Below are 19853 nucleotides of genomic sequence, written 5' to 3' on the forward strand. Positions count from 1 at the left end.
TCTGCAAGCATGGCGCTGGCTCACCAGCATGCGCACCGCGCTGGTGTTGCTGTTCCTGCTGGCCCTGGGGGCAATCCCAGGCGCATTGCTTCCGCAGCGATCCCTCAATGAATCCAAGGTGGCGGAATACATAGCCAATAACGGCAAAACCGCCGAGATTTACGACCAGCTGCAATTGTTCGATGTCTTCAGTTCCTCCTGGTTTACCGCCATCTATGTTCTTCTGTTCGTGTCCCTGATCGGTTGCATTCTGCCCCGTACCTGGGAGCACTATCGCGCCATGAACACCCCACCGGTGCGCGCCCCCCGCCGCCTGGACAGGCTGCCATTGCACGCCGAAGGTACGATCGACACCCCGATCCCGGAACTTACCGAACGCGCGACCGCCCTGCTGAAGGGGTGGAAAGTGGCCACCTATAGCGCGGCGGAAGACAGGGATGGCGCGGCGTCGATAAGCGCGGAAAAGGGCTACGCCCGGGAGCTGTTTAATTTGGTGTTCCACCTGGGGTTGGTGGGAATCCTCATCACCGTGGGCTGGGGCCGCCTCGTGTACTACGAAGGTCAAGTCATCGTGGTGGCGGGTGCGGAAAACTCGCAGTTCTGCAACACTGCGGTGGCGAACTTTGACTCCTTCCGTGCCGGCGCCCTCGTGGACGGTACCCAATTGCACCCGTTTTGCGTGGACGTGAAGGATTTCTCGGCCGAATACTTGCCGCAGGGGCAGGCCGCGCAATTTACCTCCAACGTCACGTGGACCCAGGACGTGTTTTCGGACCCGAGCACGTGGAAGCCGTACCAGCTGCAGGTCAACCACCCGTTGCGCATCGCTGGTGATCGTGTATACCTGCAAGGGCACGGTTTCGCCCCTCGTTTCACTGTCACCTGGCCGAACGGGGAAAAGCGCACGCATATGGTGCAATTCCGCCCCGATGACCCCACCTTTTTCCTTTCCTCCGGCGTGATGCGTTTCGACCCGCCCGCTGGCATGTACCCAGACCTGGTGGAGCGCCGCGAGCAACAATTGGCTATTCAGGGGTTGTTCGCCCCCACTGCCTCCTGGTCCGGCGAAAACGGTGAACTTTTGGCGTCCGCGTTTCCCGCCATGCGCGACCCCGCCGTGGCTATCGACGTTTATCGGGGCGACGCCGGCTTGGACACCGGGCGTGGCCAGTCGCTGTTCAGTTTGGATCCCGCATTGGTGCACTCCGGGCAATTGCAAAAACTTGAGCGCGTGAATTTGGCGGTGGGGGAGTCCATCACCTTGGATGATGGCACCGAAATTCGTTTCGATGGTGCGAACGAGTTTGCCAACCTGCAGGTGAGTCACGATCCTACGCAGGGGTGGGTGCTGGTCACCGCGCTGGTCACGCTCGTTGGTGTGATCGGTTCGCTCAGCGTGAAACGCCGCCGCATCTGGGTGCGCATGTACCCCGTCGATGGGGGTACCCGCGTGGTTACCGCAGGGTTGGCACGCACCGATCGGGCGGGGTGGGGAGACGAGTACCACAAATTCCACCGCACCCTGCTAGGACTTCCGGAAGAACAAGAGTAGGTTTTCCCATATGCTGATCAACCAGACGTACGCCAATTTCTCCGACCTGTCGTATCAAACGGCGGTACTGGTGTACACCTTCGCCTTGGTGATGTCCCTGGTGTTTTACATCCGCGAATCCGAGAAATTCGCGGGTATGGCGCAAACACTTGTGTGGTTAGGTTTGGCCTTCCATGCGGTATCCGTGGTCCTGCGTGGCATGTCCGCCGGGCGATTCCCCTGGGGCAACCTTTACGAATATGTTTCCGCAACCACGTTGATCGCCATGGCGATCGCCGCAGCGGTGGTGCAGCGCAAAGACCTGCGCACCTTGTGGCCGTGGATTCTCACCCCTGTGCTGGCGTTGCTCTTCTATAACGGCACCGCACTGTATTCCGAATCTGCACCGGTGGTGCCGGCGCTGCGTTCCTTCTGGTTGCCGTTCCACGTGAGCGTGGTATCCATCGGCGCCGGCGTGGGGCTGCTGTCCGGCATGGCGTCGGTGACGTATATTCTGCGTGTCCACCAGCCGAAAGGTGAGGAACGCGGGTTCTTTGGCAAGGTTGCCAAACCGCTGCCCAGCGCGGACATGTTGGACAAGATCGCCTACCGCGCCGCTATCTGGGCGCTGCCCGTGTTCGGCTTGGGCATTGTGCTGGGCGCGCTGTGGGCCGAAGCCGCGTGGGGTCGGTTCTGGGGTTGGGATCCTAAGGAAACTGTCTCTTTTGTCACGTGGATTATGTACGCCGGCTATTTGCACGCGCGTTCCACCACGGGGTGGCGGGCTGAAAAATCCGCGTGGATTAATGTGGCGGCGTTTGTGACGATGGTGTTTAACCTTTTCTTTATCAATCAGGTGGTATCGGGTCTGCATTCCTATGCCGGACTAAACTAGGACGCATGTCTCAGTTTCATCGGGTGTGCCGCGAGATATTCCTACCGGATATCCCAGCGGAGGCTTCGGCGCAGGAACGGTGGGAACGCCGCGCCGAAGGCCCAATGCTGCTGCTTTCCATAGTATTTTTGGGCTTTTATGTGTGGTCTTCGCTCGCCATGGGGAGCGCACACATTGCCGAAATCGGCCTATGGATCATTTGGGGCATGTTTGTGGCGGATTATTTAGTGCGGCTGCTCCTCGCAGAACGCAAGTTGCGTTGGTTTTTCCGGCACCCGCACGAGCTACTTCTCGTGGCGTTGCCGATGTTCCGGCCGCTGCGCATCCTGCGATTGGTGAGTATCCTGCTGGTGTTCCAGCGTTTTGCCGCCGCAAACATCCATGTGACTGTGGCGGTGTATACCGTGGTGACCACCAGTTTGATCCTGCTCATCGGATCGGTCACGTTATACGGGGCGGAGCGCAACGTGCCCGGCTCGGCGGTGCATACCTATTGGGATGCGTTGTGGTGGTCGGTGGTCACCGTCACCACTGTGGGTTATGGGGATATCGCGCCGGTGACCATGGAGGGTCGCGTCGCGGCCGGGTTGCTCATGATTGGCGGGATTGCCTTAGTTGGTGTTGTGACGGCTTCAGCTGTTTCTTGGCTGGCGCGACAAATACAAGAGTTTGAAGAACAAGAAAATACGATGGATGTGGCTATCGTTGACGAATTGCAAAAACTGCGGCGAGAAACCGCAGCTTTACGTGAAGAGGTAGCCCAGCTGAGACAGCGCAGCGATTAAACGAAATCGACAATGCGGGCTTTACCATCTTGATCTTTAATGATGACATTTGAGCCTGCCGCAACTGCATTATCCACGTACGAAGCGATCCGCAGCAGCCGCAGCAAAGCACCAGTACGGTGCGTACCATCACGCTTTGCGATGGTACCAATCATGTCTACTAACTCAACGGGCATGTTCACGGTGACGCGTGTTTGTGCAGTGTTGGACATGTGCTGATCCTCTCTCTGTCGGTGGCAGTAAGTCTACTTATCCACTGCGCGTATCAACAGTCCCAATTTTATTTGTACATAACTGATCTATTTCGAAACAGCGAAATAAAGCTCGGTACGATGGACGCTATGCGAGTGCTCGTTACCGGAGGTGCCGGATTCATAGGTTCCAATTTTGTTCACCGATCACTGGGGCGCGATTTAGAAATCACGGTCCTTGACAAGATGACCTATGCAGCAAACCCAGAAAACCTTAAGGGAACTGGTGTGAAGCTTGTTGAAGGTGATATATGCAGCTCAGGGCTCGTTGATACATTGGTTGCGCAAAATGATCTTGTGGTCCATTTTGCGGCAGAGAGCCACAATGATAACTCGCTCAGGGACCCACTCAGGTTTGTAAGAACAAACGTAGAAGGCACTGTAAAATTGATAAAATCTTGTGCGCGACACGGCGTGCGCTTTCATCATATTTCCACAGATGAGGTATATGGTGATTTAGCTTTCGATGACCCCGCAAGGTTTACCCCCGCTACCCCCTATCGGCCGTCGAGCCCCTATTCCGCATCGAAGGCCGCGAGCGACCACATGGTGAACGCCTGGGTGCGTTCCTACGGCCTGCAAGCCACCATCAGCAATTGCTCCAATAACTATGGCCCGCGCCAACACCCCGAGAAGTTCATCCCGCGGCAGATCATCAACCTGTTGCACGGGAAACCCGCGCGGCTGTATGGCGACGGCGCGAACGTCCGTGATTGGATCCACGTGGACGACCATAACGACGCCGTGTGGGCCATCATCGAGCGCGGGGAGATCGGGCGCACCTACCTCATCGGCGCCGACGGGGAACGCACCAACAAGCAGGTAGTTGAGCAATTGTGCGCGCTGATTGGCGGGGACGTGGTGCATGTGACGGACCGTCCGGGGCACGATCGTCGATACGCTATCGACCCGGCGAGCACCCTTGCGCTCGGCTGGAAACCCCAACGCACGTTCGAGGAAGGGTTGGCGGAAACGGTGGATTGGTACCGTAACAATCCGCAGTGGTGGGGCGCGAGCCACGCGGCCGCCGAACAAACCTACGCCGAGCACGAGCGCATCCTGCACTAAACTGTGGACTATGCTGCGTGAACTCGACCTGCCCGGAGTGCTCCTCAACGAACCAACGATCCATAGCGACGATCGCGGCGACTTCCACGAATGGTTCAAAGTCAGCGATTTCGAACAACACGTGGGGCACCCGTTTCCGTTGCGGCAGGCTAATCTGAGCACCTCGCAAGCGGGGGTGCTACGCGGCTTGCACTTTGCGGAAAACCCGCCCGGTCAAGCTAAGTACGTCATCTGCCCAGTGGGACGAATTTTCGACGTCGCAGTAGACGTCCGGGTGGGTTCGCCAACCTTTGGCCAGCATGTCAGCGCCGAGTTATCAGCAACCAATCGTTGCGGCTTGTACATCCCCGCGGGGTTCGCACACGGTTTCGTGGCGCTGGAGGATTCGACGGTGGTGTACCTCACCACCTCCGAGTACGCTCCCGGCATCGAGCACACCATCAACCCGTTCGATGAGGAGCTTGGTATCGCGTGGCCGGGCAGCAATCATGTGTTATCCGCCCGCGACGCAGCCGCCCCGCCGCTTGGGCACGCACCGCTGCCCCGATGGGAGGACGCATGAAAGGCATTATTCTGGCCGGCGGCACCGGCTCTCGGTTATTCCCGATCACGTTGGGGGTAAGCAAGCAGCTCGTACCGGTGTACGACAAGCCGATGATCTACTACCCGTTGTCCACGCTCATGCTGGCCGGGGTGCGGGAGATTTTGGTGATCACCACGCCGCAGGATTTGCCGCAATTTAAGCGGTTGCTGGGGGACGGCTCGCAATTCGGCATCACCTTGGACTTTGCCACGCAGCAGCAGCCACGGGGTTTGGCGGACGCGTTCATCGTGGGCGCGGACCACATCGGCGATGATTCCGTGGCCCTGATCCTTGGGGATAACGTGTTCTATGGTGCAGGTTTGGGTACGCAGCTGCGGCGGTTTAGCAACCCCGACGGCGGTGTGATTTTCGCTTATCGCGTCGCCGACCCTAGCGCCTATGGGGTGGTGGAGTTTTCCGCCGATGGGCGCGCGTTGTCGCTTGCGGAAAAGCCAGCGCATCCGAAATCGCAATACGCGGTGCCCGGGCTGTATTTTTACGATAATTCCGTGGTAGATATCGCCCGCAACTTGCAGCCGTCCCCTCGCGGCGAGTTGGAGATCACGGACATTAATAATATGTACCTGCGGCAAGGCAACTTGCACGTGGAGGTGTTGCCGCGTGGCACGGCGTGGTTGGATACCGGCACCGTGGATTTGTTGCTCGCCGCCGGTGATTTCGTGCGCGCCATTGAGCAGCGCCAAGGGTTAAAGATTGGCTGCCCGGAAGAGGTGGCGTGGCGCATGGGATACCTCGACCGGGCCGCGTTGATTCGCCGCGCCCACGAACTTCGGGCCTCCGGCTACGGGGATTACCTCCTCGCCATTACATCGCACGAATAAGCGAATCGACTTGGTGGAAGGTATCCGGGTTGATTTTGTAGTGCGCCCACTTGCCGCGTTGTTGGCGCTGCACCAGCCCGGCGGCGGAGAGCTTTTTCATGTGGTGCGTGACTGTCGGTGCGGAAACTTGCAGCGCTTCGGAGAGGTCGCACGAGCAGATATCCCCACTTCCCGCAACGAGGTACAGCAGCCGGAGGCGCGTGGGGTCGCTCAGCGCCTTGAATAGCAGGCTAGCCCGATTATTCAGATCATTACTGATCGAGGCGTTGAGTGTCATGGCTATCAATATAGCCGACTATGGGTCACCTAACATAGCCTAGTCTAACTATTCTTCGTCTTCCTCATGATACTTCTCTTTTGCCTTCCTAATCCGCTCCTCTTCTTCGCGGGCGAGCTCCTGCGCCCTGCGCTGTTTAAAGCGGTTTTTTTCGAGGGTCCACAAGAACTCCTCGTCATCGTCGGGGCCTTTAATAGCGGGTTCCTCCGGCGTGCGCCACGTTCCCGGCCCGAACGCCTTCCACACTAAAACCACCGCAACGACGATGAGAAGCAGCAGAAGTAGCCGACCCACTGGAATCCTCCTTTTCATGTCTTTTCTTTGACTCTACGTGCTGCCGAGTACTCTCGAATATTGTGAACGAACAAGCACCTAAAATAGATACGAAACTTCGCCGCGACATCGTGCTGTACGGTGCGGCGCGGATTGCGTTGTTTTTCGTCCTTACCGCGGTGATTCAAAGCGCCGCAATGCTGTTGAGCGTGCCCGTGCCGCTATTGATGTCCGCACTGCTGGCGCTGATCGTGGCCCTGCCGCTGTCCATGTTTGTTTTCCAAGGTTTGCGACGCCGCGTCACCGAAGGCCTCGCAGTGTGGGACGGGCAGCGCAAAGCCCATAAGGAATGGGTGAAGCGGGAACTAGCTGATCGCTAGGGCCGTCAGCACCGCCCAGAGGAGCATCGCCCGTCCAGTCAGCCCCAGTACCGGAATCAATTCAGAGCCCAGCGCGCCGCGCACGATTGGTCGTGCTGCAAAGGCCGCAAACGGCACCGCCGCCAAGGCGAACAACGCCCGCCCGCCCAGCGCGAGCGACACGACAAACGGTACGCACACCAGCGCCACCCACAACAACCGGGTGCCGCGATCCCCAAGCCGCACAGCGAGCGTAATTTTCCCGGTGGCCGCATCAGTTGGGATATCCCGCAGATTGTTGGCAAGGTTCACCGCCGCGGAGAACGATCCGACGCTCAGCGCACACGCCAACCCCACCAGCGTTACCTGCCCCGATTGTGTGAACTCGGTGCCGCACACGGCGACGAAACCGAAGAAGATAAACACCGAAACTTCCCCCAAACCCCGATATCCGTACGGGTTGCTGCCGCCGGTGTAAAACCACGCGGACACCACGCACAGCGCGCCGACCAAGATCAGCCACCAGGAGGTCAGGAGGGACAGCACCGTGCCCGCCACACAGGCCACGGCGAAGGCGCTCCAAGCCGCCATACGCACTTGGTAGGGGCGTGCAATGCCGGACCCGGTGAGTCGGGCGGGGCCGGAGCGGGCGTCGTCAGTTCCGCGGATACCGTCCGAGTAATCGTTGGCGTAATTTACGCCCACAATGAGGGCCCACGCAACCACGGCGGCGAGGGTGGCGCGCCACAGATTCTCGTTGCCGGAGTGGGCTGCGGCGCCGGTGCCCACTATGACGGGGGCAAATGCATTGGCCCATGTGTGCGGGCGTGCACCTTGAAACCACTGACCTAGGGAAGCAGACATAGGCACTATTGTCCACCATCACACCAATGTCCGAATGCACGAGGTGCCGCTACAGTGGGAGGAATGTTAATCCGCACTGCGATAGCGCAAACCCTCAACGCGGTGTTCACCCTCGCCCGCATGGTGCCACTCGCGCTGAAAAACCGCTTCCGCACGGCCCGCATACCGCGGGACGGTGAGGTGACTATTTCGCTGACCACGCACGGGCGTCGATTAGCAAGCGTGCACTATAGCATCGAATCGGTAGCGCATTCCGGGGTGCCGATTGTGCTCTGGCTCGACCGCGCGGAGTACGAATCGCCGTGGCCGGAACCGCTGGTAAGGCTCGTGCGCCGTGGCCTGCAAGTGCGCTGCTCAACGGGGAATTTTGGGCCGCACACCAAATATTGGGGGCAGTTTCAGCGGGCGCAGGGGAGGGTGGTGACCATCGACGATGACATCATCTACCCCAAACGCTTTCTCGAACGCCTGCTCGCAATTTCGGACGTGCGTGGGGATGCGGTGGTGGCGTACCGCGCGCACCGCATTGAATTGCGGGACGGCAAGCTGCTGCCCTACGCGAAATGGACGCCCGTGGACACTTGCGAGGCGTCAGTGCTGCACTTCGCCACCGGGGTGTCCGGCGTGCTCTACCCCAAAGCGTTTATCGACTACGTTGTCGAACAAGGCACCGCGTTTATGGAGACCTGCCCCCGCGCCGACGACGTTTGGCTCCACGCCTGCGCCCTTCGCTCAGGTTTTCCAGTGCGGCAGGTGTTTGCGCAGCCGCGGCATTTCGCCATCGTGCCGTTTACCTTCGGCGGCGCGCTCGTGATGCAGAACGCCTTCCTCGGCGGCAATGACGAACAAATCGCCAAGGTGTACACGCCCGCGGACATCGCTCAATTGCAGCGCGCCAGCGAACTCGAAGATTAGAACAACTTCTCGACGCCGCGCCGGTCCACCTTGCCGGGCCCAGCCAGCGGCAGTTCGCGCACCCGCCGAATGTGTTTGGGAAGCTGCCAGCGCGGTAGGTCTTCCAGCCCCGCGATCACCTCGTTCGGGCTGCGGCGGCCGGTGTAAGCCACGGCGATGGCCTGGCCGAGGCGTGGGTGCGGGATACCCACCACGCAGGCGGTTTCCACACCATCGAGCGACAAGATCGCCTGCTCGAGCACTTCGGGGTGAAGTTTGAGGCCGCCGGAGTCGATCACGGCGTCGATACGCCCCGTAATGTGCAGCTTCCCGTCGGCGATCACGCCGGAATCTTGGGTCGCGTACCAGCCGTCTACAAATACGTTCGGAATGTGGTTTCGGTAGCCAGCGGCGACCATCGGCCCGGACAAGAACACGCGCCCACCGGCCACGCGCACCTTGGCCCCGGGGATCGGGCGCCCGTCATACACACAACCGCCAGAAGTTTCGGATGACCCGTAGGTGGTGACGATCCGAATGCCCAGCTCCCGGCATTGCCTCCGCGTCTTCTCCGTGGTGGGCGCGCCGCCGATCAGGATCGCGTCAAAGCGACGCAGCGCCTCGATGCCAGCCAACGTTTCCATGGCTTTGAGGAGCTGCATGGGCACGAGCGAGGTGTAGGTACGATCCCCGAGGTCCGCCAGCCGATGCGCGAGGGATGCGAACCTATGTACGTCAAACCCCTTGGATACGTCCAGGGCGAGCGGTTCAACGCCCGCTACCAACGCTCGCACTAGCACTTGAACGCCGGCGATATGGTGGCCGGGCAGCGCCAAGAGCCACTGGCCCTCGCCCCCAAGCACCTGGTGCGTCGCATCTGCCGAGGACACCAGGTTCGCGGGGGTGAGCAACGCGCCCTTCGGCGTTCCCGTGGACCCAGAGGTGGCTACCACCAGCGCGATCTCCGAGGCGATAGGTTGCCCGACGCGCAATGATCTCGTGAGTGCTCCCGCCAGCCCAGCATCCTCCGGCAAGGGCAACAATGTTTCCTTGCCGGAGATCGCCGCAACGAGGCGCGGCATGATGCGCGCGGGATCGGCGGCGGGTACCGTGACGGGGCGAAGGAGATGGTTTTTCACAGGTCAGTAGTAGTAGGGGAATGCGTCCCAATTCGGGTCGCGCTTTTCCAGGAAAGCGTTGCGGCCTTCCACAGCTTCATCGGTCATATATGCTAATCGAGTTGCTTCACCAGCAAAAACTTGCTGTCCCATCAGGCCATCATCGGTGAGGTTAAAGGCAAATTTCAGCATGCGTTGTGCGGTGGGGGACTTGGCATTGATCTCGCGGCCCATTTGGATCGCTTCGTCTTCCAGCGTCGCGTGCGGTGCCACCACGTTTACCGCGCCCATGCGGTGCATTTCCTCGGCGGTGTAGGTGCGGCCCAGGAAGAAAATTTCCCGCGCGAACTTCTGTCCGACCATTTTTGCTAAATAAGCGGAGCCGTAGCCAGCGTCGAAGGATCCCACATCGGCGTCGGTTTGTTTGAAGCGTGCATGCTCGGCGGAAGCGATGGTCAAGTCGCACACAACGTGCAGGGAGTGCCCGCCGCCGGCCGCCCAACCGTTGACCACCGCGATGACAACCTTCGGCATGGTGCGGATGAGCCGCTGCACCTCTAGGATGTGCAGCCGCCCGGCCCGCGCTTTGTCCACGGTTTCGGCAGTCTCCCCGGAAGCGTATTGGTACCCGTCGCGCCCGCGGATGCGCTGGTCGCCGCCCGAACAAAACGCCCAACCGCCGTCCTTCTCGCTCGGGCCGTTGCCGGTAATCAGCACTGTCCCCACATCGGGGGTGCAGCGCGCGTGATCCAGGGCGCGGTACAGCTCGTCGACGGTGTGCGGGCGGAACGCGTTGCGCACTTCAGGGCGGTTGAAGGCGATGCGCACAATGCCTTCCTCAATGTGACGGTGGTAGGTGATGTCCGTGAGGTCGTCGAAGACGGGCTTCCAGAGTTCAGGCCGAAAAGAATTCATGTTCCTAGGATAGGGGCATGCTTGAAGATGTCCTCGCTCGCGCCCACGTTGTAGCCTTGCCCATGCGGGTGCGTTTCCGCGGCATCGACACCCGGGAGGCGCTGCTGATCGATGGCCCCGCGGGCTGGGGCGAGTTCGCACCATTCCCCGAATACGGCCCGCAAGAGTGTGCGAACTGGTTGCGCGGCGCCCTCGAGGCGGCCTACGTCGGCTTTCCGACGCCGCGTCGAACCCACGTCCCAGTCAATGCCACCGTCCCTGCCGTTACGCCCGAACAAGTGCCCGAAGTGCTTGCCCGTTTCCCCGGCTGCACCACCGTAAAAATCAAGGTCGCCGAGGGTGACGACGCCGCGCGAGTCGACGCCGTGCGCCAATGTTTGCCCGAGGCGCGCATCCGCGTGGATGCGAACCAAGGATGGACCGTGGAGCAGGCAGTGGCGGCCGCGCGGCGCTTCGGTGAACTGGACTATATGGAACAACCGTGCCAAACCGTTGAAGAGTTGGCGGAGGTGCGTAAACATAGCATTCGCGTGGCCGCAGATGAGTCCATTCGCCGCGCTTCGGATCCGTATGCCGTCGCGCGCGCGGGTGCCGCCGATGTCGCAGTGGTCAAGGTGGCGCCGCTTGGTGGAGTGAAACACGTGTTAGAAATCGCATCGTTTATGGACTCGCATGGATTATCTATCACCGTCGCATCAGCGCTGGATACTGCGGTGGGCATGAATGCCGGGCTTGCCGCGGTGGCCGCGCTGGAGCATGTCAACCCCGCCGGCCTGGCCACGCAACAACTCTTTATTGAAGATGTATGCGAACCCCGCCGCGTAGAGGACGGCATGCTTTCCGTGGCGCCGCAGGTGCCGGACCCTGCAAGGCTGGCCGAATTAGCCTCCCCACATAAGGATCTTTGGTTTGAGCGCCTCCGGCAGGCGTGGAAGTATCTCTGACATGTTTGGCGTTCTCCTCGGCTATACGATCATCCTTTCAGTGATCGGAGTCGGCTATATTCTCGCCAGGACCTCCATCATCGGCCCAGGTAATGAGCGCTTGGTGCTGAACCGTGTGTCCTTTTACGCAGCGACCCCAGCCTTGCTATTTACGGTGCTGGCGCAGGCGCCTCCTGCTGAGATCTTCACCCCAGTTTTGGCCGTCGCCGCGTGCGCGGCGATCATTACCGCCAGCGTCTATATTGCGATCAGCGTGTTGCTGTTTCGGCGGCCGGTGGCGGATACGGCGGTGGGCGCGGCGTCGGCAAGCTATGTAAATTCGAATAATATCGGGCTGCCCGTCGGCATTTATGTGCTCGGTACGGGGGCGTATGTGCCGCCAATTTTGGTGTTGCAGATGGTGGTGTTTACGCCGATTATCCTGGCCGCGCTGAGTTCCGGGAGTGTGCTGAAGTCCACGGCAAAGGCCCTGTTTAGCCCGATTGTTCTAGCCTCCATGAGTGGGCTATGCGTCAGTGTGTTCGGCTTGCACGTGCCGGAGGTGGTCATGGAACCATTGACCATTCTGGGCGGCGCGTCGATCCCCATGATTTTGATGAGTTTCGGCGCTTCGCTGCATACGAGTTCCGGGGTGCATGTTCGTGGGCAGGCGTTGGTGGCGTCTGCGTTAAAGGTGGCGGGCATGCCGGTGGTCGCATGGTTGGTTGCGCACCTATTTGGGCTCGATGCCGAACATACGTACGCTGCCGTGATTTTGGCGGCGTTGCCTACCGCGCAGAACGTGTATAACTATGCCGCTACATACCGCGTCGGCGAGGAGATCGCACGCGATTCCGTATTGGTAACTACGTTCGCGGCGTTGCCCGCGATGTTGGTGATCAGCCTGCTCCTAGGGGTGTGAGGTCCGGCGGTCGTTCATCGGCTGCTGGTTTGCCTGGGGGTGGGCGTAAGGGATCGCGGGCAGGAATGAGTTTGGCACGGTGGGGTTTCGGGTGCTTGTTGCGGGGAATCGCGCTTTTGGCTGGTTTGCCGTAGGTCTGCCACTAGCCGCTTGGCGGATGTGCCACTGGCCGTGTTGGATGTGCTATCTGCCGTGTTGGATGTGCCTGAGGCAGATGCAGCAGCCGCTGTGTTTTCCCAGGATAATCCGGTTTGAAAACAAGGCAGATCCTACGAAGCCAGGCAGATCGTACATGGCCGTTGAAAGCGGCGACGAGATGCAGCTAACGGGAAGGCAGCAAGGCAATGCGCGGCGCAAAAGGGCCGGGAAAGGTCCGCGTCGAGGGCGGAACCCAAGAGTTTCTGGCTTCACTTACGCGTGTTAGGGCCAGGTGGGCATACCAACATGGTCAGGTTTGGGGAATGCTGAGCCACTGGGGTGGGGAAGACAGTCTTCGGCGTGAAGCTTGGCCGCTAAGTGTCGGCGCTAGGATGTGGCGTTATCTTCGGCGCGTTTGATGGCGTGGCGGAGGGTAGCTATGAGCCTGCGGGGGTTTCTCAGTAGGCCGTGGGTGATGCGCAGTGGTTCCCAACCGAGCTCGCGAAGTCGGATGAAAACTGTGGCGTCGTAGTCACGTTGGTCGCGTCGGAGATGGTGTTCGCCGTCATAGAGCAGCGCCACTTGAATATCTTTCCAACCGGAGTCGAGGGTGGTTAATCGTTTGGAGCCGTCGTTGGAAAGCGCTCCGGAGTCGTAGATGGGTATTTGGACGTCAAGGCAGTCGCGAACCTGCTTGGCGATCAGCCGCAGCGCGGTTTCCGGGGGAGATTCCGCACCGGTGCTGGACTGTCTCCAGAGTTTTTTCAACTGCCGGTTGCTAAAAATATTGCGGGCTGCTTCGCATACAAGGCCAAAATTTAATATGTGTTTGCAGCACTGGCGGAGAGCGTCGATGAGTTGGATGGCGCGGACTTCCCACAGCTCGAAGTTGGGCACTTCATAGACCCACCAGGAGTGGTGGCCGCGCTGCAGGTCAATGAGGCAATCTACCAGCGCGAACTCGGGGGTAACCACTTGCATGCTTGGCATTTCCGAGTCGGGCGTCCACACTTTGGTTTTAGTGCGCAACCTGCGGCGGGTGGCGTCGAGAGGGTTGTGGCTCAGGCGAAAATTGCTTTGAACGTGGAGGGTGATGTGGGCGTCGTCAACCCAGCAATCGAGGCCGGCGTAGGCTGCGGCAGCCCAACCGCCGATAATGGCATTGGGGGTTTGGGTGTAATGGGCGCGGGCACGCACCTTGATTGGGGCGACGAAGCTATGGTGCTGCGGGTGGTGGCGGGCACCCCACCGTATTTGGTCGGGCTGGCGGGACAGCGCCTGTGGAGCAACCAGTCTGCGGGTGATGTTGAAGAACTTGGTATCAAGAAGCTTGGTACGGCGTGTGAACATACCCATGGCACCAGTGGTAGGCCGAATGAACCGCAGTAGCAAGGCTCGTTCCGGGCATCCCCGCGAACCTGTGGATAATTAGAAACAATCCACAGGTTCATCAAGCATCAGCGAAAATAAGGTGGCGCACCGGAGGTTGAAAGGGTATTATGCCGCGAGCTGCGCGTGGGTAGGTTTTCGCTTTACGACGCCCCACCTTCCGCACCTCCCAGCGGGCCGCCGACGGGGCAACGCCACGAAAACCCTGACGCCTTGCCGAACATTTTGTTGTTGGGGGATCAGGGAATCCCAATTGCATGCTCATGATACGTGGTGGTTACACGTGTTTTTCATGAGCTGGTTTTGAACGGTACGCATGGAATTCCGTGACGTTATTGCTGCTGCTCAATAAAAGCCGCGATGGAATCCTGGCCTAAACTCCGCTCCGTTTCCGTGGATTCGGCATGCGCCTCGGTGGTTTGGGTGATCCAATCCACGTGCGGATGCAGGGACGTGTGAATTAGGCGACTATCCTCGCCGTCGCGGCAGGAGGGGTTCACGGTGCCAGCGGTGTGTATGGCAAACAGTTTGTCGCCGCGGAACACCGCTGCGCCAGAATCCCCGCCGCAGGTACGAGAAGCCCCGGCTGAACGGCTTTCCAGCACATCGCGGGCGATCCCGCCATGAACCTTCGTCTGGTCCAGGAGCTGCTCGATCCGCACTTCGGCCAGCGAAGGATAGTCATGCTCCCCGCCATAGCCAACTACATTCAGGTAGTCCCCTTGAGCGGGCGGCTCGTCAGCGAGCGTGAAATCCTCGGCAATAATGCCATCGGAGACTTTGAGCAGGACGAAATCATACTCGCTGGATTTTGTGTACACGGCCTCTACTCCGGCGACATCGTGCGTGCGGTTTTGGAGCACTCGCATGCGCGAATCTTGGTCCGGAATGCAATGGCGAGCTGTCATCCACCATTGGTCGTGCAAATGCGTCGCGGTGCAATCGCGGCGTGGGCGCTCATCCTCGTTGGCTACACTCCACAATGCGGCCACGCGGTCATCAGCAACGGGTACGGTGCTCGTTGCCTCCGGGAACATGACCGTGTTTTTCCCATAGGTCAGGCCCGGATTAGCAGCGGCAGGTTGATTCGAGATCAGCAGCGGAAACAAACACACACAGCCGAGGATGCGGCGCGCAGTAAGTTTCATCGATTGCTTGAAGTCGATCATTCCGAATCGGGTTTCTGTTCGTTACCCTTTGCGTCTTTACCTCGTGCGGCGAGATAACAAATGATGGGAAAAAGGAACGCGGCAAGGGCAAACAACGCCGGGGGGAACAGTAGTCCCTTGAGGAACGCGCCGTCGTAAACAAACAAACCGGTGATTACCCCCAACACCCAAGCGATGAAAATCGGCGGACCGGAAATACGTGCAGCCCTACGTAGAGTTTCAGCAGACATGATGCGTCCTCGCTTTAACAGGATGCGGCTGCGCCGGTAAGGCCGCCGCTAATGCCGCCAGCAATACCGCCGCCGATAGCGCCGGCACCTACACCCCACGGCCCGCCAACGGCGCCAATGCCTGCGGCTGTGCCAGCCCCCGCAATTGCGCCTGTGCCGGTTCCGCCGACGGTGCCTGCTGCGCAACGGCCCCAATCATCCCACCAGCCCTCGTTCACATTGCCGTGCTCGTCGGCGATGGAAACGAGGAGAATATTGTCCGGCTGAAGCTCGTAATGGAATGTGATCTTCTGCCCTTGCTTATTCACGCCCTCGGTGGGGAGCTCTTCCAACACATCGCCGTCATCGACCACGGATACACCGCCGTCATCGTGCGCCTTGAAGCGGTACTCGTCGGAGACCTTGATTTCAAGATTTCGTTGGTCATCCGTGGCTCGGTAGTACCAAGCATCACTGTTCGAGGATTCGGCGCCGTGGGTCGTGGTGGCCGCGGGCGCTTGATCGGCCGCTATTGCTGCCGGGGAATAGATAGTCACGCTGAGCCCAATTACTGCCGCTGTGAGTAGTTTCTGCAACCGCATGATGATCTCCTTAGATCTCTTGGCGTACTTATGGGATGAAATGAGCCCCATCGTCAAGGCGGGAGAAGCTCCCGATTGATGCGTGGGGGTTTGGGATACGGATTTCAAAAACGGGTCTTAGCTGTCGCTCAATATTCCGGCACGTAGGAAAATTCAGCGTTTTTCACGGGAGTGAAATCAGCGTTCAGAATTTTTGGTATGGAGCGAACAAATATGGTTACGAACTATCTGTCGCGCACAATTTAGATGGCTGGCCGAAGCTATGGGATTGTGCGCACTTTGATGCTCGGCTGTTGTTCTCGGATCGTTGTTTTCAAATCCAAATACCGTTTAGTAGCAGCGGATGCGCCCGCGACGCTGAGTGTTTCCGTGCCCGCAGCAGGGGCAGTTTTGGTCGCGGCTTCCGCAACGTCGGTATGAGTCAGTCCAGCTTTGAGAAATAGAGTGGAAAAGGTGAGAAGTGTTGTCAATGCGCGTTTGGGTAGTCGTTTTTTCGTTTCTACCTTTCTGCTTGAATTGCTTACCTAACTAACGCTAATTTTGCGGTTTGGAACCTGTCAACCCTTATGTTTTGCAAATCTATCCGAGGGGGTAAAATTATATGCTTGTGATTCCGTGCGCAGGAGTTTCAAAGCAAGGATGGGGTGTACACAATTCTCGTGTAATAGCTTGGCGGCGATGGTGAGTTTATGAATTGCTTGCTTCGCCTTAGGGAAGCGCCGCGGCTTATCATATTTGGCATGACTGCCACGATCGCCGCAGCGGTAGCTGCAGAGCTCGCCGCCGTGTGTACGGATGTTGTTGTGTGCCCGGGCTCCCGGAATGCGCCACTGCTTTTGGCTTTGCGTAGACGAAGAGACCTCCGCATTCACGTTCGTATAGATGAGCGATCCGCAGCGTTCCTTGCCTTGGGTTTCGCGCGCGCTCAGGGGCGACCCGTGGCCGTCGTGATGACCTCTGGGACGGCCGTGGCGCATTGCTTGCCCGCCATGATCGAGGCGCACCATTCGAATATTCCTTTGTTGGTGGTGAGCGCGGACCGTCCGTCGCGGCTCGTGGGCACAGGCGCCAGTCAAACCATCGACCAGCTTGATATTTTTGGAAAGTTCGCTCGCACATTCAATATTGAAGGCGAGGAAAAGGGGGAAACCAGGCAAGCGATCGATGCGGCGCCGGCTCACCTCAATGTGGCGTTGGATACCCCGCTCGCCGTGGTAGCGGAGCCGCTGGAAACGCGGCGTCGGGAGGTGCGGGCGTCGGAAAGCGACTACGGCGAGGTGCAGCTCGACCTCACCCGGCGAACCCTTGTTATTGCAGGTGATGGCGCGTGGCCGATTGAGGAGCTTGCCGATGTGCCCACCATCGCCGAGCCCAGTGCGCCCGCGCCGTTTGTGCCCGTCCACCCCCTTGCAGCCGGGATTCTCGCGCGCACCCAGGTGAGTGCGGAGGGCTACGTGGTGGAGACGAAGCCGGAGCAAGTTGTGGTGGTGGGGCATCCCACCCTGCACCGAGGGGTATTGAAACTGATGTCCGATCCCGAGGTGGATCTGATGGTGGTGACGCGCACTACGCCAACCGATCCGGCGAGGAAAGCGGTGCAGGTGGGGTCGCGGGTCCGCGTGACCGGCAAACAACCCCCGGCGTGGCTGAAGGTATGTTCGGCCGCCTCTGAGGTAGCAATCGAACAGGTCCGTGAAGTATTGGAAAGGTATTCGATGACCGGGCTGCACGTTGCGGCGGCGGTGGCGGACACCCTGGCCGTCGGGGACGTGCTGGTGGTGGGCGCATCTAACCCCGTGCGGGATTTGAGCCTCGTTGGGCTGCCCTTCGACGGCGTGGAGTGCTATGCCCAGCGCGGCGTGGCCGGGATCGATGGCATGATCGCGCAATCTGTGGGGATCGCGCTGGCCAAGCAGCAACAGCACCCCGACGAGTTGCGGCCGCCGCGGGTGGTTTCGCTCATGGGGGACTTGACGTTCCTGCACGATGCGGGCTCGCTGCTGATCGGCCCGCTGGAGGCGCGACCCGAAAACCTCACCATTGTGGTGGCCAATGATAACGGTGGCGGCATTTTCGAACTTTTGGAAATCGGTGCGCCTGAATTTCGTGAAGACTTTGAGCGTTTGTTCGGAACGCCGCATGACGCGGACGTCGAGAAGCTTTGTGCCGGTTATGGCGTGCCGTATGTGAAGGTATCTTCGGTAGCGGAGTTGCTCACGGCGCTCTTCGATACCGTAGAGGTAACCCCCGGCGTTCGCGTCATTGAGGCGAGCACCGGGCGAGACAACCGCCGCGATATGCACCTGGAATTGAAACTATGATTCGACGTCTGCACCAACTGGTGCTGCTGCTGTGGATTGCGTGTCTGCTGGGGTCGGTAAGCATGGTTGCCGGGGCCTGGCTGAATGACCGCACCATATCCGCCGATCCTGGGCGAGCGCTCGCCCGCGTCACCGCCGTGGGCACCCCCACCACCGTGGATTACCAAGACGAAGAAGGCATCTTCCACTCGCCACAGGCCGGGTTACTGTACCCCACAGGTTTAGGCGTGGGGCAACGCGTGTGGGTGACCTACGCTAAGAGCAATCCGGACCTTGTGAAGGTGGAACACCGAACGTGGCACCTCGCGGTGGTGCCCGCGCTGAGTATCGCGGCGGTGGGCAGTTTTATTGCCATCGTGTTGTGGGCGCTGGTGTCAGGGCTTGGCACGTTGCGGAGGTCGCGGTGAAAGTAGCCATCGTCGCGGAATCCTTTCTGCCCAATATCAACGGCGTGACCAACTCCGTGTTGCGCGTTTTGGAATACTTGCGGGAGCAGGGGCACGAGGCCATCGTGATCGCCCCGGGGGCGCGAGATTTTGAAGAGGAAATAGGGGATTACCTGGGGTTTCCTATCACGCGCGTGCCCACGATCATGGTGCCGTTGATTGATTCGCTGCCGATTGGGGTGCCGCGGCCGGTGGTGACGCAGGCGATTCGGGAATTCGCCCCGGATGTGGTGCACCTCGCGTCGCCGTTTGTATTGGGCGGTGCGGGTGCGTTTGCGGCGCGTATGCTGCAGATTCCCACGGTGGCCGTGTACCAAACCGACGTTGCGGGGTTTGCGAGCCGCTATCATCTTTCGCCGCTTGCTGCGGCCAGCTGGGAATGGACGAAGACTTTGCACAATATGTGCACTCGGACATTGGCGCCTTCCTCCGCGGCGATTGCGGACCTCCACGAACACGGCATCGAACGCGTGTATCACTGGGGGAGGGGTGTCGACGCCGCGCTTTTCCACCCCGACAAGCGCAGCGAACGCTTGCGGCGAGAATGGTCGCCGCGGCAGGTTCCAATCGTGGGTTTCGTCGGCCGACTTGCAGCTGAAAAGGGCGCGCACAGGTTGGGTGCGCTAGCGAATTCTGATGTGCAATTGGTGATTATTGGCGACGGCCCCGAACGCCCCGCCCTTGAGGAACAGCTCCCCGGGGCGATTTTTATGGGCGCCCTCGCTGGTGAGGAACTTGCGGCGGCCTACGCCAGCCTCGATGTGTTCGTACACCCCGGCGAACACGAGACCTTTTGCCAGGCGGTGCAGGAGGCGTTGGCTTCCGGTGTTCCGGCAATCGCGCCGCGGGTGGGCGGGCCCATCGACCTCATCCATAACGGTGTGAACGGCTTTTTGCTCCCCCCGGAGCGCTTCGAGCAAGACTTACCAGCCAAGGTGGCTCAAGTAACGCCGACGATGCGGACAGCGGCGCGGGAGGGTGTGTGCGATAAAACCTGGTCGAGCATTTGTGCGCAGCTGATCCGCCACTATGAGGCGGTGATTTCGGAGGTGGCGGAGAAAGCCAGGTACCCTCATTGA

At 59.8% G+C, this 19853-nt stretch carries 23 protein-coding genes; 13 read left to right on the top strand and 10 right to left on the bottom strand.

Annotated features, from left to right (window positions below; genetic code table 11):
* Positions 1-28: 28 nt before the first annotated feature.
* From Q4D83_RS11365 to Q4D83_RS11375, 3 genes are read left to right on the top strand one after another with little or no spacing between them, the layout of a single operon-like run.
* Positions 29-1552 carry a cytochrome c biogenesis protein ResB gene (locus Q4D83_RS11365; RefSeq protein WP_303175475.1) on the top strand — a complete coding sequence of 508 codons (1524 nt, stop codon included), beginning with the start codon at positions 29-31 and terminating at the stop codon, positions 1550-1552.
* Positions 1553-1562: 10 nt separating this feature from the next.
* Positions 1563-2426: a c-type cytochrome biogenesis protein CcsB gene (gene ccsB, locus Q4D83_RS11370; RefSeq protein WP_303175424.1), complete on the top strand. Its 864-nt coding sequence runs from the start codon at positions 1563-1565 to the stop codon at positions 2424-2426.
* Positions 2427-2431: 5 nt separating this feature from the next.
* Positions 2432-3211: a potassium channel family protein gene (locus Q4D83_RS11375; protein WP_303175425.1), complete on the top strand. Its 780-nt coding sequence runs from the start codon at positions 2432-2434 to the stop codon at positions 3209-3211.
* On the opposite strand, the gene Q4D83_RS11380 is transcribed toward Q4D83_RS11375, so the two are convergent.
* The gene (locus Q4D83_RS11380; protein WP_146324310.1) at positions 3208-3423 is read right to left on the bottom strand and encodes a hypothetical protein; all 216 of its coding nucleotides are present in this window, start codon (positions 3421-3423) and stop codon (positions 3208-3210) included. The two genes, Q4D83_RS11375 and Q4D83_RS11380, sit on opposite strands and share 4 nt — an antisense overlap.
* Positions 3424-3552: 129 nt before the next feature.
* Here Q4D83_RS11380 and rfbB point away from each other — a divergent pair, with 129 nt between their 5' ends.
* Genes rfbB through rfbA form a run of 3 tightly spaced genes read left to right on the top strand, consistent with a single transcriptional unit; the run spans position 3553 to position 5955 of the window.
* Positions 3553-4530, top strand: coding sequence for a dTDP-glucose 4,6-dehydratase (gene rfbB, locus Q4D83_RS11385; protein WP_303175426.1), 978 nt, complete (start codon positions 3553-3555; stop codon positions 4528-4530).
* A gap of 10 nt (positions 4531-4540) precedes the next feature.
* A complete protein-coding gene (gene rfbC / locus Q4D83_RS11390) occupies positions 4541-5092 on the top strand; it encodes a dTDP-4-dehydrorhamnose 3,5-epimerase (RefSeq protein WP_303175427.1) in 552 nt (183 codons plus the stop codon).
* Entirely contained in the window at positions 5089-5955 is an 867-nt protein-coding gene (gene rfbA / locus Q4D83_RS11395; protein WP_303175428.1) for a glucose-1-phosphate thymidylyltransferase RfbA, read from the top strand. Before rfbC ends, rfbA begins: the two co-directional genes overlap by 4 nt.
* Here the strand turns inward: rfbA and Q4D83_RS11400 are convergent.
* Positions 5939-6232, bottom strand: a complete 294-nt coding sequence (locus tag Q4D83_RS11400; protein WP_303175429.1) for a helix-turn-helix transcriptional regulator — start codon at positions 6230-6232, stop codon at positions 5939-5941. The two genes, rfbA and Q4D83_RS11400, sit on opposite strands and share 17 nt — an antisense overlap.
* Before the next feature lie 48 nt (positions 6233-6280).
* Positions 6281-6526, bottom strand: a complete 246-nt coding sequence (locus tag Q4D83_RS11405; RefSeq protein ID WP_303175430.1) for a hypothetical protein — start codon at positions 6524-6526, stop codon at positions 6281-6283.
* A gap of 62 nt (positions 6527-6588) precedes the next feature.
* Here Q4D83_RS11405 and Q4D83_RS11410 point away from each other — a divergent pair, with 62 nt between their 5' ends.
* Positions 6589-6885: a DUF4229 domain-containing protein gene (locus tag Q4D83_RS11410; protein ID WP_303175431.1), complete on the top strand. Its 297-nt coding sequence runs from the start codon at positions 6589-6591 to the stop codon at positions 6883-6885.
* On the opposite strand, the gene Q4D83_RS11415 is transcribed toward Q4D83_RS11410, so the two are convergent.
* A complete protein-coding gene (locus Q4D83_RS11415; RefSeq protein WP_303175432.1) occupies positions 6871-7728 on the bottom strand; it encodes a 1,4-dihydroxy-2-naphthoate polyprenyltransferase in 858 nt (285 codons plus the stop codon). The genes Q4D83_RS11410 and Q4D83_RS11415 overlap by 15 nt on opposite strands.
* Before the next feature lie 63 nt (positions 7729-7791).
* On the opposite strand from Q4D83_RS11415, the gene Q4D83_RS11420 reads away from it, so the two are divergent.
* Positions 7792-8643 (top strand): glycosyltransferase, encoded by an 852-nt coding sequence (locus Q4D83_RS11420; RefSeq protein WP_303175433.1) that lies wholly within the window; start codon positions 7792-7794, stop codon positions 8641-8643.
* On the opposite strand, the gene menE is transcribed toward Q4D83_RS11420, so the two are convergent.
* Together menE and Q4D83_RS11430 are read right to left on the bottom strand one after the other, a co-directional pair.
* The gene (gene menE / locus Q4D83_RS11425) at positions 8640-9704 is read right to left on the bottom strand and encodes an o-succinylbenzoate--CoA ligase (RefSeq protein ID WP_303175476.1); all 1065 of its coding nucleotides are present in this window, start codon (positions 9702-9704) and stop codon (positions 8640-8642) included. The two genes, Q4D83_RS11420 and menE, sit on opposite strands and share 4 nt — an antisense overlap.
* Positions 9705-9764: 60 nt before the next feature.
* Entirely contained in the window at positions 9765-10655 is an 891-nt protein-coding gene (locus Q4D83_RS11430) for a 1,4-dihydroxy-2-naphthoyl-CoA synthase (RefSeq protein ID WP_303175434.1), read from the bottom strand.
* A gap of 17 nt (positions 10656-10672) precedes the next feature.
* On the opposite strand from Q4D83_RS11430, the gene Q4D83_RS11435 reads away from it, so the two are divergent.
* Both Q4D83_RS11435 and Q4D83_RS11440 read left to right on the top strand, forming a co-directional pair.
* Positions 10673-11599 carry an o-succinylbenzoate synthase gene (locus Q4D83_RS11435; protein WP_303175435.1) on the top strand — a complete coding sequence of 309 codons (927 nt, stop codon included), beginning with the start codon at positions 10673-10675 and terminating at the stop codon, positions 11597-11599.
* Position 11600: 1 nt separating this feature from the next.
* Entirely contained in the window at positions 11601-12500 is a 900-nt protein-coding gene (locus tag Q4D83_RS11440) for an AEC family transporter (protein WP_303175436.1), read from the top strand.
* Between the two features lie 525 nt (positions 12501-13025).
* Here Q4D83_RS11440 and Q4D83_RS11445 read toward each other — a convergent pair.
* From Q4D83_RS11445 to Q4D83_RS11460, 4 genes are all read right to left on the bottom strand, one after another.
* Positions 13026-13994 carry a hypothetical protein gene (locus Q4D83_RS11445; RefSeq protein WP_303175437.1) on the bottom strand — a complete coding sequence of 323 codons (969 nt, stop codon included), beginning with the start codon at positions 13992-13994 and terminating at the stop codon, positions 13026-13028.
* A 365-nt stretch (positions 13995-14359) separates the two neighbouring features.
* On the bottom strand, positions 14360-15175 hold the full coding sequence (locus tag Q4D83_RS11450; protein WP_303175438.1) for a serine protease: 816 nt from the start codon (positions 15173-15175) through the stop codon (positions 14360-14362).
* A gap of 17 nt (positions 15176-15192) precedes the next feature.
* Entirely contained in the window at positions 15193-15426 is a 234-nt protein-coding gene (locus Q4D83_RS11455; RefSeq protein WP_303175439.1) for a hypothetical protein, read from the bottom strand.
* A 14-nt stretch (positions 15427-15440) separates the two neighbouring features.
* Positions 15441-16007, bottom strand: coding sequence for a hypothetical protein (locus tag Q4D83_RS11460; protein ID WP_303175440.1), 567 nt, complete (start codon positions 16005-16007; stop codon positions 15441-15443).
* A gap of 740 nt (positions 16008-16747) precedes the next feature.
* Between Q4D83_RS11460 and menD the strand changes: the two genes are divergently transcribed.
* The 3 genes from menD to Q4D83_RS11475 are packed head-to-tail and all read left to right on the top strand — an operon-like array spanning position 16748 to position 19853.
* Entirely contained in the window at positions 16748-18328 is a 1581-nt protein-coding gene (gene menD, locus Q4D83_RS11465; RefSeq protein WP_303175441.1) for a 2-succinyl-5-enolpyruvyl-6-hydroxy-3-cyclohexene-1-carboxylic-acid synthase, read from the top strand.
* Positions 18325-18735, top strand: coding sequence for a DUF3592 domain-containing protein (locus Q4D83_RS11470; protein ID WP_303175442.1), 411 nt, complete (start codon positions 18325-18327; stop codon positions 18733-18735). Before menD ends, Q4D83_RS11470 begins: the two co-directional genes overlap by 4 nt.
* Positions 18732-19853 carry a glycosyltransferase family 1 protein gene (locus Q4D83_RS11475; protein ID WP_303175443.1) on the top strand — a complete coding sequence of 374 codons (1122 nt, stop codon included), beginning with the start codon at positions 18732-18734 and terminating at the stop codon, positions 19851-19853. Before Q4D83_RS11470 ends, Q4D83_RS11475 begins: the two co-directional genes overlap by 4 nt.

The sequence above is a fragment of the Corynebacterium sp. genome (assembly GCF_030532715.1).
Classification (GTDB): Bacteria; Actinomycetota; Actinomycetes; order Mycobacteriales; family Mycobacteriaceae; genus Corynebacterium.